Origin of the sequence: Pseudoalteromonas sp. PS1M3, assembly GCF_016865405.1 — a bacterium.
Taxonomy (GTDB): domain Bacteria; phylum Pseudomonadota; class Gammaproteobacteria; order Enterobacterales; family Alteromonadaceae; genus Pseudoalteromonas; species Pseudoalteromonas marina.
In genome coordinates this window covers 683,239-698,927 of sequence record NZ_AP022624.1, presented here as the reverse complement: position 1 = coordinate 698,927, position 15,689 = coordinate 683,239, and the positions used below count along the sequence as shown (strand labels likewise).

The window sequence follows — 15,689 nt, the reverse complement described above, 5'->3', positions numbered from 1 at the left end:
GATCCTTTAATTATACGAATTAGTAAAGCTCACCTTGAAATTGTAACTTAATTGATTTACTTCATTTCAAAATACAAAAAGCGTCACTTTACTGCAACAGGCTTCGCTTAATTAAAGTCGTTGCACCACTCACTTGAATACCCGAGGGATAAAAAGTCACATCGCTGATAGCATACTTTCATTGTGTTGGTCGGTATTATGTAAGCTCACTTTAGGATTGGTATTATTACTGAACTCGGTATGCTTAACGCTAATTTACTAAACCCCAGACAGCAAAAAAACCGTTACATTGCTGTAACGGGTTTCTCTTAATTAAATCCTGGTAATGTCCTACTTTCACATAGCAAATGCTACACTATCATCGGCGCTGTTTCGTTTCACTACTGAGTTCGGCATGGGATCAGGTGGGTCCAAAACGCTATTGTCACCAAGAAAATTCTTTTCAAATTTCTTATTTTTATTAAGGTTAAAGTCCTTCGACTGAATTTGAAGCCTGGTAATGTCCTACTTTCACATAGCAAATGCTACACTATCATCGGCGCTGTTTCGTTTCACTACTGAGTTCGGCATGGAGTCAGGTGGGTCCAAAACGCTATTGTCACCAAGCAAATTTGGGCGTTAATCCGTATTCCTACGCACTAACTGAATCTGGAAAATATCTGATAATATTTTTTAAGTCTTTCTGTCAGTAATATCTACTTTAGTTATTAACTTCTGTCTTAACTGTCACACAAAACGCGTTTGGCGTTGTATGGTTAAGCCTCACGGGTAATTAGTACAAGTTAGCTTAATGGCTCACACCACTTCCACATCTTGCCTATCAACGTTGTAGTCTTCAACGGCCCTTCAGAGACTTTAAAAGTCTAGTGAGAACTCATCTCGAGGCCTGCTTCGCGCTTAGATGCTTTCAGCGCTTATCAGTTCCGAACGTAGCTACCGGGCAATGCCATTGGCATGACAACCCGAACACCAGCGGTTCGTTCACTCCGGTCCTCTCGTACTAGGAGCAACCCCTCTCAATTCTCAAACGCCCACGGCAGATAGGGACCGAACTGTCTCACGACGTTCTAAACCCAGCTCGCGTACCACTTTAAATGGCGAACAGCCATACCCTTGGGACCGACTTCAGCCCCAGGATGTGATGAGCCGACATCGAGGTGCCAAACACCGCCGTCGATATGAACTCTTGGGCGGTATCAGCCTGTTATCCCCGGAGTACCTTTTATCCGTTGAGCGATGGCCCTTCCATTCAGAACCACCGGATCACTATGACCTACTTTCGTACCTGCTCGACGTGTCTGTCTCGCAGTTAAGCTGGCTTCTACCATTACACTAACCGTACGATGTCCGACCGTACTTAGCCAACCTTCGTGCTCCTCCGTTACTCTTTGGGAGGAGACCGCCCCAGTCAAACTACCCACCAGGCACTGTCCGTAACCCCGATTCAGGGGCCAACGTTAGAACATCAAAACTACAAGGGTGGTATTTCAAGGACGACTCCAACAAGACTAGCGTCTCATCTTCAAAGTCTCCCACCTATCCTACACATGTAGGTTCAATGTTCAGTGCCAAGCTGTAGTAAAGGTTCACGGGGTCTTTCCGTCTAGCCGCGGGTACACAGCATCTTCACTGCGATTTCAATTTCACTGAGTCTCGGGTGGAGACAGCGTGGCCATGGTTACACCATTCGTGCAGGTCGGAACTTACCCGACAAGGAATTTCGCTACCTTAGGACCGTTATAGTTACGGCCGCCGTTTACCGGGGCTTCGATCAAGAGCTTCTCCGAAGATAACCCCATCAATTAACCTTCCGGCACCGGGCAGGTGTCACACCGTATACGTCATCTTGCGATTTTGCACAGTGCTGTGTTTTTAATAAACAGTCCCAGCCACCTGGTCACTGCGGCTCCCGTCCGCTTAGAGAGCAAGTCTCATCACAGATAGGAGCGTACCTTCTCCCGAAGTTACGGTACGATTTTGCCTAGTTCCTTCACCCGAGTTCTCTCAAGCGCCTTAGTATTCTCTACCTGACCACCTGTGTCGGTTTGGGGTACGATTCGGTATAATCTGAAGCTTAGAGGCTTTTCCTGGAAGTATGGCATCAGCAACTTCACTACCGTAGTAGCTCGTCTCGTGTCTCAGGTTTAATGTTCGTCCGGATTTACCTAAACAAACGCCCTACTCACTTTCACATGGACAACCATCGCCATGCTTGCTTAGCCTTCTCCGTCCCCCCATCGCAATTATACCAAGTACGGAAATATTAATCCGTTTCCCATCGACTACGCCTTTCGGCCTCGCCTTAGGGGTCGACTTACCCTACCCTGATTAACATGGGATAGGAACCCTTGGTCTTCCGGCGTGCGGGTTTTTCACCCGCATTATCGTTACTCATGTCAGCATTCGCACTTCTGATACGTCCAGCATACCTCCCGGTACACCTTCAACCGCTTACAGAACGCTCCCCTACCACTCATACAAAGTATGAATCCGCAGCTTCGGTGCATAGTTTAGCCCCGTTACATCTTCCGCGCAGACCGACTCGACCAGTGAGCTATTACGCTTTCTTTAAAGGATGGCTGCTTCTAAGCCAACCTCCTGGCTGTCTGGGCCTTTCCACATCGTTTCCCACTTAACTATGACTTTGGGACCTTAGCTGGCGGTCTGGGTTGTTTCCCTCTTCACGACGGACGTTAGCACCCGCCGTGTGTCTCCCGGATATTACTTTACGGTATTCGGAGTTTGCAAAGGGTTGGTAAGTCGGGATGACCCCCTAGCCTTAACAGTGCTCTACCCCCGTAAGTATTCGTCCGAGGCTCTACCTAAATAGATTTCGGGGAGAACCAGCTATCTCCCGGTTTGATTAGCCTTTCACTCCTAGCCACAGGTCATCCCCTAACTTTTCAACGTTAGTGGGTTCGGTCCTCCAGTTGATGTTACTCAACCTTCAACCTGCCCATGGCTAGATCACCGGGTTTCGGGTCTATACCTTGCAACTATTCGCCCAGTTAAGACTCGGTTTCCCTACGGCTACCCTAATCGGTTAACCTCGCTACAAAATATAAGTCGCTGACCCATTATACAAAAGGTACGCAGTCACAGAACAAGTCTGCTCCTACTGCTTGTACGTACACGGTTTCAGGTTCTATTTCACTCCCCTCACAGGGGTTCTTTTCGCCTTTCCCTCACGGTACTGGTTCACTATCGGTCAGTTGGGAGTATTTAGCCTTAGATGATGGTCCACCTATATTCAGTCAAAGTTTCACGTGCTCCGACCTACTCGATTTCACTTAAAATGTCTTTTCATGTACGGGACTATCACCCTGTATCGTGGCACTTTCCAGAGCCTTCCATTAACACATAATAAGCTTAAGGGCTGTTCCGATTTCGCTCGCCGCTACTTTCGGAATCTCGGTTGATTTCTTTTCCTACGGGTACTTAGATGTTTCAGTTCTCCGCGTTCGCCTCGTTAACCTATGTATTCAGTTAACGATACCTGCAAGCAGGTGGGTTTCCCCATTCGGAAATCCTAGTCTCAAGTGCTTTTTACTAGCTTGACTAGGCTTATCGCAAGTTAATACGTCCTTCATCGCCTCCAACTGCCAAGGCATCCACCGTGTACGCTTAGTCACTTAACCATACAACCCAAACGGGTCTTTGTTTTGTGACAGTTTAACTTCGCCAGAAGTTAATATTGAATACTAAAGTAGATACCAATCAATCGACTCATAAGAGTGATTAAATGGCACTGAATGATACTGCTATCATTCTTTTTTACTTTTGAAAACTCTGTACAAATAACAATGTTATTCATACGAATTTTATTATCAGCTTTTCCAAATTTTTAAAGAGCATATTAATTAACTAAGCCAGTGGCTTAACTAACTAACAATCATCTGTGTGGACACTACGAACAAATAAGTTCTAAATCGTATAAGGAGGTGATCCAGCCCCAGGTTCCCCTAGGGCTACCTTGTTACGACTTCACCCCAGTCATGAATCACTCCGTGGTAAACGTCCTCCCGAGGGTTAGACTATCTACTTCTGGAGCAACCCACTCCCATGGTGTGACGGGCGGTGTGTACAAGGCCCGGGAACGTATTCACCGCGTCATTCTGATACGCGATTACTAGCGATTCCGACTTCATGGAGTCGAGTTGCAGACTCCAATCCGGACTACGACGCACTTTAAGTGATTCGCTTACCTTCGCAGGTTCGCAGCACTCTGTATGCGCCATTGTAGCACGTGTGTAGCCCTACACGTAAGGGCCATGATGACTTGACGTCGTCCCCACCTTCCTCCGGTTTATCACCGGCAGTCTCCTTAGAGTTCTCAGCATTACCTGCTAGCAACTAAGGATAGGGGTTGCGCTCGTTGCGGGACTTAACCCAACATCTCACAACACGAGCTGACGACAGCCATGCAGCACCTGTATCAGAGTTCCCGAAGGCACCAATCTATCTCTAGAAAGTTCTCTGTATGTCAAGTGTAGGTAAGGTTCTTCGCGTTGCATCGAATTAAACCACATGCTCCACCGCTTGTGCGGGCCCCCGTCAATTCATTTGAGTTTTAACCTTGCGGCCGTACTCCCCAGGCGGTCTACTTAATGCGTTAGCTTTGAAAAACAGAACCGAGGTTCCGAGCTTCTAGTAGACATCGTTTACGGCGTGGACTACCGGGGTATCTAATCCCGTTTGCTCCCCACGCTTTCGTACATGAGCGTCAGTGTTGACCCAGGTGGCTGCCTTCGCCATCGGTATTCCTTCAGATCTCTACGCATTTCACCGCTACACCTGAAATTCTACCACCCTCTATCACACTCTAGTTTGCCAGTTCGAAATGCAGTTCCCAGGTTGAGCCCGGGGCTTTCACATCTCGCTTAACAAACCGCCTGCGTACGCTTTACGCCCAGTAATTCCGATTAACGCTCGCACCCTCCGTATTACCGCGGCTGCTGGCACGGAGTTAGCCGGTGCTTCTTCTGTCAGTAACGTCACAGATGTGAGGTATTAACTCACACCCTTTCCTCCTGACTGAAAGTGCTTTACAACCCGAAGGCCTTCTTCACACACGCGGCATGGCTGCATCAGGCTTTCGCCCATTGTGCAATATTCCCCACTGCTGCCTCCCGTAGGAGTCTGGACCGTGTCTCAGTTCCAGTGTGGCTGATCATCCTCTCAAACCAGCTAGGGATCGTTGCCTTGGTGAGCCATTACCTCACCAACTAGCTAATCCCACTTGGGCCAATCTAAAGGCGAGAGCCGAAGCCCCCTTTGGTCCGTAGACATTATGCGGTATTAGCAGTCGTTTCCAACTGTTGTCCCCCACCTCAAGGCATGTTCCCAAGCATTACTCACCCGTCCGCCGCTCGTCAGCAAAGTAGCAAGCTACTTTCTGTTACCGCTCGACTTGCATGTGTTAGGCCTGCCGCCAGCGTTCAATCTGAGCCATGATCAAACTCTTCAATTAAAAAGTTTTGTGTCTTTCGACAGCTCAATGAATTCTGAATTTATTTAATATCTTTCGATATTGAATTGACTGTGCTGCAATTCCTACCTAAGTAGTTATTGCTGTTGGTCACTCAGTTTCAATTGAGACTCTAATTTATTTGCCTCACTACCTAAGTAGCTTGGCTGTTAGAACTCAATCTGTACGAGTGCCCACACAGATGATTGCTTTATATTGTTAAAGAACGTTTGAGTTGCCTTAGCGACTCAAGGGAAGCGAATCTTACGCTTTCCTGTGTTTTTGTCAACACTTAATTTTAAATTTTTTAAAATCTAAACTTAAGTTTTACTCGACTCACTAAGTGACTTGCTTGCCTCGCTAAGCGTTGCCTGCTCTGCCGTCTCAGTGGGGTCGCATTATAGGGAGGCGCGAATTTAACGCAAGCCTTTTTTAGCTAAAAAAGTGATTTAAATTGCACCCCAAGCAAGCGCACACCCTAAACACAAGTTACTCACAAAACCCTGTGTATAACTTTACTTTTTAAGCTGATTTTCTCTGCTTTAACATCTAAGAGCCATCAATAAAAAAGCACCTTTAATAAAGGTGCTTTTATTTAGCCGAACTTATAATCAGCTTTTAATATAAAATACTGTATAGCTTTCTACGGTATTTAGCTGCGAGCGCATCGCCATCTGGTAGAGAAGCTATTATAGCTAAAAAGCTTGGTTTAGCTTCGTTATAGTTAAGGTCCTTTTGTAGTACTTTGAATAGCACTTCTAATGCCTCTTCTTTTCTTCCTGCTTCGTTTAATAAAGCACTGAGCTCTTCTTTAAGTTCTAAATCGTTCGGATACTTATCTACTTGCTGTTGCTTTTGTTGTATCTCTGGAGAATCTTTTGCATCTAAAGCAGCTTCGCATTTTGCTTTGATGTTATTGAAGTACGCATCTTGATCTTGCGAATCAATCGTTTCTATTAATGCTTGAGCTTCATCTAATTTGTGAATTTGAATACAAATATCTGCAAGCACTAATTTAATACGTACATTAGTATTATCTATTTCGTATGCTTGCTTTGCATAATTAAACGCTGCATTGAGGTCTGATTTAAGTAGAGCCTGCTTAGCTTGTTCTAATAGCAAATCCTGTTGAGCAGGTAAGTGCTTAGATAGGGCTTCCCGTATTTGTGACTCAGTTTGGGTACCTGCAAGCAAATCGACAGGGGCAGAGTCTTTTAATAGCACAAGCGTAGGCAGCGTTTGTAAGCCAACCTGTTGTGCTAATTGTGAAGCTAATGCTTGCTCTGCATCACAATCTAAATTTGCTATTACTATATGGCTTGTATAGTCAGCCGCTATTTTATCTAAAATTGCAGCCTGCCCAATACAATCAGGACTTTGAGGTGAGAAAAAGTTAAGTAATACTAATTTTTGTTGTGATGTTTCTCCAAGGACCTGCTGAAGGTTTTGTGCATTAATACTTACTATATTACTCATTGAATTGATTGCCATACTTATCTATTTAGGGTTTTATATGGTGATTAACATAATAAATACAAGTCGTATAACTAAATCACTCGGCATACATAATCAATTAATGAGGCAAATCATGAAACTATCTTACCTTAGCGCTGCATTTTTATTTGCAGCTCCGCTTTTGCAAGCTAAAGGACTTGACCTAGACCTAGACCTAAACAAAACAATGCCTAGTATTGAAAAGTTTTACCTCGATTTACATCAATCGCCAGAACTTTCATACAGCGAAAAAAATACAGGTAAAAAAATAGCTAACAAGCTTAATATGCTTGGATTCGAGGTTACAGAAAATGTAGGTGGGTATGGTGTTGTTGGTATTTTTAAAAATGGCAATGGCCCAACAGTTATGATACGCACAGATACGGACGGCTTACCTATTACCGAGCAAACAGGTAAACCCTACGCTTCAACTGTAAAAGTTATTGACGAGCATGGTGCAAAAGTTGGTGTTATGCATGGCTGTGGCCATGATATTCATATGAGCTCATTTATAGGCACTGCCGAGCAACTCATTACTCATAAAAATAAATGGAAAGGGACATTAATGATGGTTGCACAACCTGCAGAAGAGGTTGGAGGTGGAGCTAAAGCGATGCTAAATGAGGGTTTATTTAGTAAATACGCAAAGCCCGACCACGTTATTGCATTGCATGTTAGTGCCAGTGTACCTGCTGGTAAAGTAACTATGAAAAATGAATATACCATGGCAAGTGTGGATTCTGTTGATATTAATATAAAAGGTAAAGGCGGCCATGGCGCGTACCCTCATACCACTATTGATCCGGTAGTTATTGCTGCGCGCACAGTACTTGCTTTACAAACGATTACAAGTCGCGAACTTTCACCTTTAGAACCATCTGTTATAACAGTCGGTTCTATACATGGCGGCTCCAAACATAATGTTATTTCTGATGAAGTGAAACTGCAACTTACACTGCGTAGTTACAACCCAGATGTACGCAATGCGCAAATTGCTGCAATAAAACGCATAACCGCAGGTATTGCGCAAAGCGCAGGGCTTGATGAAAGTGATTACCCTGCTGTTATAGTTCATGAGGATGAATCAATTCCATCTACTTATAATAATCCTTCGCAAACTAATATAGTACGAAGTGCTATTAAAAATGCGATAGGCGACACAAACGTACTTGAAACCCAAGCCGTAATGGCAGGTGAAGACTTTGGTCTTTATGGCCGTACCGACGAAAATATCCCAATTACATTATTTTGGTTAGGCGGTGTTAATCAACAGCAATACGCAAAAGCAATAAAAAACAACGAAACACTCCCTTCATTGCACTCAAGTAAATTTGCACCTGATTATAAAGTAGCTTTACCTACTGGTATAAAAGCCATGAGTAATGTGGCAGTTGCATTATTTAATACAAAATAAATCCCACTTAAGGGCTCAGCCATTAAACTGTTGTTGAGCTCTTTTTATAATTAGATTTTTTAAATGGTGCTTTTTTACTGCGCTTGGCAAAACGCTTTTTAGGCGGTGTTTGGGGCAGTTTTGAAAATACATGGCTATCGCAATTAGCTGCTTGCATTACAAAGCCTTCAAGCTCCACCAGTAACGGTTGTAAAAATTGTTGGTAGCTCATTGCTTGTTGAGCAATGCTTCCTAAACTCGCCTCCCACTTTGCTGTTAAGTCAGGACTTGCTAAACCTTCAGGCAAAACACTAATTAATGCAAGGCCTGTTTCGGTGGCTTTGATTGTTTTGCCTTCACGCTTTAAAAAGCGCCGTTTAAATAGCAACTCTATAATGCCTGCACGAGTAGCCTCTGTACCTAAACCATCAGTATCTTTTAATACTTTTTTGATATGTGGATCTTTTACATAACGGCTAATCCCCGTCATAGCACTCAGTAAAGTTGCATCAGTAAAATGAGCGGGAGGTGAAGTATGCTTTTCTACTACATCACCTTGTGTACATATCAGGTCCATCCCTTTTTCAAGGTAAGGTAAAGTAGCCTCTTCTTTTAATTCTGATTTACCCATTAATACCTTAAAACCCAAACTGACTTCTTGTTTAGCGTTGGCTTTAAATAAACCACCAGCAATTGTCACCTCTGCTTTAGTTTCGTTATAAATATAGTCTGGGTAAAACTGAATCAAATAATGCCTACAAATAAGCTGATACACTTTTGCTTCATCCTTGGCTAAGCTAGCTGACTTTAATTGCTTTGCCGTAGGTACAATAGCGTGATGCGCAGCTACTTTTGCGTCATTAAAGCACTTACTGCGCTGCTTAGCATTTGCACCATTTACTAACTCCACTTTTTGACCGTCATTAGTTGCAATTGCTTTTAAAATTGAAGGTGCATCTAAATGATGTTCTTTAGGCAAATATCGATTATCTGAGCGAGGATAAGTAATTAATTTATGGCGCTCATAAAGTGTTTGGCAAATATCAAGCACCTGTTGAGCAGCCATACCAAATGCCTTTGCTGCATCTATTTGCAGTGCTGATAGATTATAAGGTAGAGGTGCACTTTGCTTTTTTTGTTTTTGTTCAAGCGATGTCACCTCTCCTGTTTGATTAGTTATACGCGAAGCCACGTTTTCGGCCAATGCTTTATTTAGCACTCGCCCCTCTTCATCTTGATAAGGTTCGCAAGCTTTACTCGGTACCCATTTTGCTTTAAATACCTGCTTCTCAGGAGTAACTAAACTAGCTAGCACCTCATAAAATGGTTTTGATATAAAATTAGCTATCTCAGTATCACGATTTACCACTAAACCCAAAATTGGCGTTTGTACGCGCCCAACTGAGAGTACATTACCAAACCCTGCTTTTTGTCCCGCTAAAGTATAAGCCCGAGTGAGGTTCATACCAAAAAGCCAATCTGCTCGTGAACGTGCAAGTGCTGATACACTTAATGGAATAAATTCCCGATTAGAGTGCATACAACTAAGCGCTTTTTTAACTGCAGCTAAGTTTAAATCGCTTATAAGTAGACGCTGAATACCTTGCTTTTTAGCTTTGCTTATTTTGGCTTGTTCTATCACTTCATCTACAAGTAACTGCCCTTCACGGTCGGGATCGCCAGCATGAACTAACGTTGATGCCTGTTTGATTAGCTTTTTTAGAATAGTTAATTGCTTACGAGTTTTAGGTTTAGCTTTTAACTGCCATTGCTCAGGTACTATAGGGAGATGTTCTAATTGCCATTTTTTATAGCGTTCATCGTAATCATCTGGTTCAGCTTGTTCTAACAAATGGCCAATACACCACGAAACACAATCACCATTGGCGACTTCAATGTAACCGTCGTGTTTTTTATGTGGTTTTGGGAGCGCATCTGCAATTGCACGTCCAAGTGATGGTTTTTCTGCGATGTAGAGTTTCATGTGCCGGCCTACAACTGGTTATATAAACAGTAGTTTAGCATAACTATTTTAAAGAGGGAGAGTTTTTGATTTATTGTCAGGTTCAATAAATAGAGACTGGTAATAATTTGTAAAACTTAAAGCTGGGCTACTAATTAAGCCCAGCTTTATAATTTGAGCATTATCTCACATCAATAAGATCAGACTCTTTTGCCTTACCTTGTAATATAGATATTTCAACTCGGCGATTCCGACGTCGGTCTTCATTTGTCTCGTTAGGCACAAGCGGCCGAGTTTCAGCTCGCCCTACAACCATCATTCGTGTTTTATCAAACCCTTGAACTGTTTGCAATTCGCTAGCAACAGCCACTGCACGCTTAGACGACAAATCCCAGTTATTTACGTATAACTCATTTGATACCTGAAAATCATCTGTATGCCCTGATACTGTAATTTCACCTGGTACGTCTTTTAAAAGTTCGCCAATGTCTTGAATAATCGGTTTAAACTTAGGTTGTAAAAAAGCACTGCCCGAAGGAAACGAGCCATTTTCTCTAATACGAATAATAATTTGCTGACCTAATGATTCAAGTTCTATTGCACCATCTATTATTTGCCTTTCTAACTGCTGCGCTATTTTTTTAACCAGCTCATTTGTTTGCTCTTGATCTGCAGCGGATATTGCTTGTTCTGATGACTGCTCTTGTGAGGTACTTCTAGATTCACCGCCACGTTTATCGCCTCGCTGTTCTTGCCTGCCGCCCGCTGAACTTTCATCACCAGCCTGAAACTCTAGCATTTGCTGGGTCATTTCAACGGTTTGCTGTTGAATAGTTTCAATTGGTGTAGGCTCTGGCTTACCTGGAGTAAATTCCATAGCGATAACCGATGTCCCTTTTGGGATATCTTTAACTTCAATTTTATTTTGCACACCAAAAGCAAACTTCATTGAACCTGCAATTTGTTTAAATTTAAGTACATCCATTTCTGAGAATGCCAATAAGAGTACAAAAAAGCACATCAATAGCGACATTAAATCAGCAAATGTACCCATCCAAGCAGGCAAACCGGGGGGTGGGCATTTGCACTCTTCATCAGACATGGTTACTCCTCGGTATCAACTTTACGCTTAGACTCAGCCAAGTAGTTTTTCAAAATACCTTCAATAACTTTGGGGTTTTGACCATCTTGAATTCCTAAAATAGCATCGAGAATCAAACGCTGATTCATCGCTTCTTCGTCTTTACGCAGCTCAAGTTTTACCTGAATCGGAATTGCTACTACATTCGCCAAAAATGCACCATACAGAGTGGTCAATAGTGCCACGGCCATTGCAGGTCCGATAGCTTTGGGGTCGTCCATGTTTGATAACATGGCAACGAGGCCTATCAATGTACCAATCATTCCCATTGCGGGAGCTATGTCGGCAAGTGCTTTAAATAAGCCAGCACCTAGTTCATGACGGGTGGTGGTTAGGGAAATATCTTTTTGAAGTGTAGCACGCACAACATCTGCGTCATGACCGTCAACAAGCATGTCAACGCCTTTACGCATAAATGGGTTTGGGATTTCAGCTTCTTCGAGTGCTAAAAAGCCACCTTTACGGGCAGAATCCGCAAGCTCTACTGCTTTTTCTATTAACTCTTCAGGCGACTCAATTTTAAACATGAATGCCTTACCAACCACCTTACCTATCCCTAAAAACTGAGACATAGTGAAGTTTGATAAAACAATAAACAGCGAGCCACCAAATACAATTACACTTGAAGGCGCATCGGCAAACATGCCCATTTCACCGCTACTACTCATAAACATAGACATGACAATTAAGCCTATTGCGCCTAGGATCCCTATTATGGTTGCTAAATCCACATTTCCTCCAGAGATTTCATGTTTAAATGCCTTATCATAAACTTTTTATTATTAACTGCTTATCGGCAACATACTGAATTGCTTAAGTCATTTTTGTAAATAAACATAAAAGTTATATTTATTATTTTATATCAAGTTAGGCGCACTGCCTAATTATCGAGTTTTCCTGACTAATAACACTGATTAACACGCGATTAATCGTGCTAAATGTAAAAAACTCATATCATCCTTTGACCTAGTTTAGCATTCCCCCTAAAATTGGCTCCTAAATTTATCATGTAAGCTGAAATAAAGATGGCGACTAAAAAACCTGAAAACTTAAGTTTCGAAAAAGCACTAGAAGAATTATCAACAATTGTTAGTGAAATGGAACAAGGTGATTTATCGCTTGAACAATCATTAAAGCAGTTCGAGCGTGGTATTGCACTCGCTGGTGCGTCATCTGAAAAACTACAGCAAGCAGAACAAAAAGTTTCTATTTTAATGGGCAATAGCGAAAAGTCAGCACTTACAAACTTTAATAATGATATGGAATAGTTGTGAGCATAAAAGACTATATTGAACGTGCTCAAATAGATGTAGCTACTACACTCAATAGCTACTTTGAACAACCGCTCGATAGCGATAAAACAATAAAAGAAGCCACTCATTACAGCTTATTTAATGGTGGAAAAAGGCTGCGCCCTTTTTTGGTGTACGCTGTTGGTGAAATGCTAGGCGCTAAAAAAAGTGACTTAGACGTTTTGGCTGCAGCCATAGAATGCATTCATAGTTATTCATTAGTACATGACGACCTACCAGCTATGGATGATGACGATTTACGCCGCGGCTACCCCACTTGCCATATTGTGTATGGCGAAGCGCAAGCCATTTTAGCGGGTGATGCATTACAAACTCTCGCCTTTGAACTTATAGCCACACATAACTTTAATTGCTCAGCGCAATCACAAGTAAAAATGATTGCTGCACTTGCACATGCATCAGGTATTGAAGGGATGGTGGCAGGACAAGGTTTAGACATTGCCGCAACTGACAAAGTTGTTTCTGTACAAGAGCTTGAGCGCATCCATAAGTTAAAAACCGGTGCACTAATTAACTGTGCTATAACACTAGGTGCACTGTGCAGTGAAAAAGCAGATGAACAAACTTTAGAAAACTTGAGCGTTTTTGGGTATGCTATAGGGCTGGCATTTCAAGTACACGACGATATTTTAGACGTGGAAGGTGACACCTTTATACTAGGTAAACCACAAGGCTCAGATATAGAAGCGAATAAAGCGACATACCCGGCGTTATTAGGTATGCTAGGCGCTAAAGAAAAGGCGCAAAATTTAATAACACAAGCCCACGAAGCGTTAGCACTTATTGATGCAGATACTACGCTTCTTGCGTCGCTGGCAAATTACCTTATTGAACGTGACCACTAGTCACAGTTTAAGCGTATTGCAAATAGCACTGACATTATTACTTAACATTCGTTGTTCACTCCCATTTGAAAGCGAATGTGATCGAAGGATATAAAAAAGCCATGACACTTGATAGTAGCAAGTATCCATTACTTAACTTGGTTGATAAACCAGCTCAATTACGAGACTTAGCGCAAGATAAACTTCCCGAGTTTAGCAATGAGCTACGTGAGTATTTACTTAACTCTGTATCGCAAAGTAGCGGTCATTTAGCGTCTGGTTTAGGCACAGTTGAGCTTACAGTTGCACTTCATTATGTATATAACACACCAGAAGATCGTGTAGTGTGGGATGTTGGGCATCAAGCCTACCCGCATAAGATCTTAACGGGTCGCCGCGACCAAATGCATACTATTCGCCAAAAGGATGGTCTGCACCCATTTCCATTTAGAGATGAAAGCGACTACGACACATTCAGTGTTGGCCATTCTAGCACCTCAATTTCTGCAGCTTTGGGCATGTCAATTGCAGCACAAAAAGAAGGCGCAGGGCGTAAAACGGTTGCTGTTATTGGTGATGGCGCTATTACTGCGGGTATGGCATTTGAGGCAATGAACCATTTAGGCGATGTAAAATCAGACATGCTTATTATTCTAAATGATAACGAAATGTCGATTTCAGAAAACGTTGGCGCATTAACCAACCACTTTGCGCGTATTCTATCTGGTAGCTTTTACACCAACATTCGCGAAGGAAGTAAAAAGTTACTGTCTGGCGTACCGCCTGTTAAAGAGCTTGCCAGCAGAATGGAAGAGCATCTTAAAGGCATGGTTATCCCTGGTACGTTTTTTGAAGAACTTGGCTTAAATTATATTGGCCCAATTGATGGGCACGATGTAAACATGCTGGTTGATACATTGCGTAATATGCGTAATTTAAAAGGCCCACAACTTCTTCATATAAAAACGCAAAAAGGTAAGGGTTACAAGCCAGCTGAAGCCGACCCTATTGGTTACCACGGCGTCCCTAAGTTTGATCCAAACACATCTAGCTTGCCTAAATCAAAACCGGGCGCCCCTACATTTTCAAAAGTATTTGGCGACTGGCTATGCGACATGGCGCAGCAAGATGATAAATTAATGGCTATCACTCCTGCCATGCGTGAAGGCTCGGGCATGGTGCGCTTTTCAAAAGAACATGCTGATAAGTATTTTGACGTCGCAATTGCTGAACAACATGCCGTAACTCTAGCCGCAGGTTTTGCATGTGAAGGCTTAAAGCCTGTTGTTGCTATCTATTCAAGCTTTTTACAGCGCGCATACGATCAGCTCATTCACGATGTTGCATTACAAAACCTCCCTGTATTATTTGCCATTGACCGAGCAGGTATTGTTGGTGCCGATGGCGAAACACATCAAGGCGCATACGATCTCAGCTTTATGCGTTGTATACCTAATATGGTTATTATGGCACCTAGCGATACTAATGAATGCCGCCAAATGTTGTACACCGGTTACAAAGCTAATTGCCCGGTTTCTGTTCGTTACCCTCGCGGAAGCGCTGGTACGGCAGATATTCAGAGCGATATGCAACTTTTCGAAATTGGTAAAGCAAATACAATAAAAGAAGGTTCAAAGATTGCCATTTTGTCATTTGGTACATTGCTTGAAAACGCACAACTTGCTGCAAATGAACTTAATGCAACGCTTGTTAACATGCGCTTTATAAAGCCACTTGATACTTCACTGTTAAACGACATTATTAAAAATCATGATGTCATTGTTACACTTGAAGATAATGCCATTGCCGGTGGTGCAGGCTCTGCGGTTAACGAATACTTAGCCAGCCAGCAGGCCAATGTTAAAATACTTAACTTAGGTATTCCTGATGAGTTTATTAAGCACGGCACGCAAGACGAAATGCACGATGAAATGGGCTTAGGCGAGCAAGGTATTTTAAGTTCAATAAGGTCATTTACTGCTTAGTTAATTATTTTAACTGTTTATAAAAAGGAGCCTGTTGGCTCCTTTTTCGTTTTTATCATTATTTTTTGCATCCAATTTAACTTTTAAGCCGTTATTGCTGTGAGGTTAA

At 42.6% G+C, this 15,689-nt stretch carries 8 protein-coding genes and 4 rRNA genes; 4 read left to right on the top strand and 8 right to left on the bottom strand.

Features of this window, described 5'->3' with window-relative positions:
* Positions 1–317 precede the first annotated feature (317 nt).
* From rrf (PS1M3_RS03250) to PS1M3_RS03230, 5 genes are all read right to left on the bottom strand, one after another.
* Positions 318–432, bottom strand: a 5S ribosomal RNA gene (gene rrf, locus PS1M3_RS03250).
* Between the two features lie 59 nt (positions 433–491).
* Positions 492–606 (bottom strand): 5S ribosomal RNA (gene rrf / locus PS1M3_RS03245).
* Between the two features lie 145 nt (positions 607–751).
* A 23S ribosomal RNA gene (locus tag PS1M3_RS03240) occupies positions 752–3,638 on the bottom strand.
* Between the two features lie 296 nt (positions 3,639–3,934).
* Positions 3,935–5,470: ribosomal RNA gene (locus tag PS1M3_RS03235) — 16S ribosomal RNA — on the bottom strand.
* Together the 16S, 23S and 5S rRNA genes form the textbook arrangement of a ribosomal RNA operon.
* A gap of 615 nt (positions 5,471–6,085) precedes the next feature.
* On the bottom strand, positions 6,086–6,943 hold the full coding sequence (locus tag PS1M3_RS03230; RefSeq protein WP_138740787.1) for a tetratricopeptide repeat protein: 858 nt from the start codon (positions 6,941–6,943) through the stop codon (positions 6,086–6,088).
* Positions 6,944–7,055: 112 nt separating this feature from the next.
* Between PS1M3_RS03230 and PS1M3_RS03225 the strand changes: the two genes are divergently transcribed.
* Positions 7,056–8,375 (top strand): M20 family metallopeptidase, encoded by a 1,320-nt coding sequence (locus PS1M3_RS03225; protein ID WP_138740788.1) that lies wholly within the window; start codon positions 7,056–7,058, stop codon positions 8,373–8,375.
* Between the two features lie 22 nt (positions 8,376–8,397).
* Here PS1M3_RS03225 and PS1M3_RS03220 read toward each other — a convergent pair whose 3' ends face one another.
* The 3 genes from PS1M3_RS03220 to pomA all read right to left on the bottom strand — a co-directional run bounded on the left by PS1M3_RS03220 (position 8,398) and on the right by pomA (position 12,189).
* Positions 8,398–10,338 carry a DNA topoisomerase III gene (locus PS1M3_RS03220; protein WP_138740789.1) on the bottom strand — a complete coding sequence of 647 codons (1,941 nt, stop codon included), beginning with the start codon at positions 10,336–10,338 and terminating at the stop codon, positions 8,398–8,400.
* A gap of 160 nt (positions 10,339–10,498) precedes the next feature.
* On the bottom strand, positions 10,499–11,419 hold the full coding sequence (locus tag PS1M3_RS03215) for a flagellar motor protein MotB (protein WP_138740790.1): 921 nt from the start codon (positions 11,417–11,419) through the stop codon (positions 10,499–10,501).
* 2 nt (positions 11,420–11,421) lie between these two features.
* The gene (gene pomA, locus PS1M3_RS03210; protein WP_008132143.1) at positions 11,422–12,189 is read right to left on the bottom strand and encodes a flagellar motor protein PomA; all 768 of its coding nucleotides are present in this window, start codon (positions 12,187–12,189) and stop codon (positions 11,422–11,424) included.
* 294 nt (positions 12,190–12,483) lie between these two features.
* Between pomA and PS1M3_RS03205 the strand changes: the two genes are divergently transcribed.
* From PS1M3_RS03205 to dxs, 3 genes are all read left to right on the top strand, one after another.
* Entirely contained in the window at positions 12,484–12,726 is a 243-nt protein-coding gene (locus tag PS1M3_RS03205; RefSeq protein ID WP_006794260.1) for an exodeoxyribonuclease VII small subunit, read from the top strand.
* A gap of 2 nt (positions 12,727–12,728) precedes the next feature.
* Positions 12,729–13,616 (top strand): (2E,6E)-farnesyl diphosphate synthase, encoded by an 888-nt coding sequence (ispA, locus tag PS1M3_RS03200; RefSeq protein ID WP_006794261.1) that lies wholly within the window; start codon positions 12,729–12,731, stop codon positions 13,614–13,616.
* 101 nt (positions 13,617–13,717) lie between these two features.
* The gene (dxs, locus tag PS1M3_RS03195; protein ID WP_203986245.1) at positions 13,718–15,580 is read left to right on the top strand and encodes a 1-deoxy-D-xylulose-5-phosphate synthase; all 1,863 of its coding nucleotides are present in this window, start codon (positions 13,718–13,720) and stop codon (positions 15,578–15,580) included.
* Positions 15,581–15,689: the final 109 nt, after the last annotated feature.

Bases quoted from the DNA above. Each gene is read 5' to 3' on its own strand.
- PS1M3_RS03230 (WP_138740787.1), bottom strand. From the start codon at position 6,943: ATGAGTAATATAGTAAGTATTAATGCACAAAACCTTCAGCAGGTCCTT.
- PS1M3_RS03225 (WP_138740788.1), top strand. From the start codon at position 7,056: ATGAAACTATCTTACCTTAGCGCTGCATTTTTATTTGCAGCTCCGCTT.
- PS1M3_RS03220 (WP_138740789.1), bottom strand. From the start codon at position 10,338: ATGAAACTCTACATCGCAGAAAAACCATCACTTGGACGTGCAATTGCA.
- PS1M3_RS03215 (WP_138740790.1), bottom strand. From the start codon at position 11,419: ATGTCTGATGAAGAGTGCAAATGCCCACCCCCCGGTTTGCCTGCTTGG.
- PS1M3_RS03205 (WP_006794260.1), top strand. From the start codon at position 12,484: ATGGCGACTAAAAAACCTGAAAACTTAAGTTTCGAAAAAGCACTAGAA.
- dxs (WP_203986245.1), top strand. From the start codon at position 13,718: ATGACACTTGATAGTAGCAAGTATCCATTACTTAACTTGGTTGATAAA.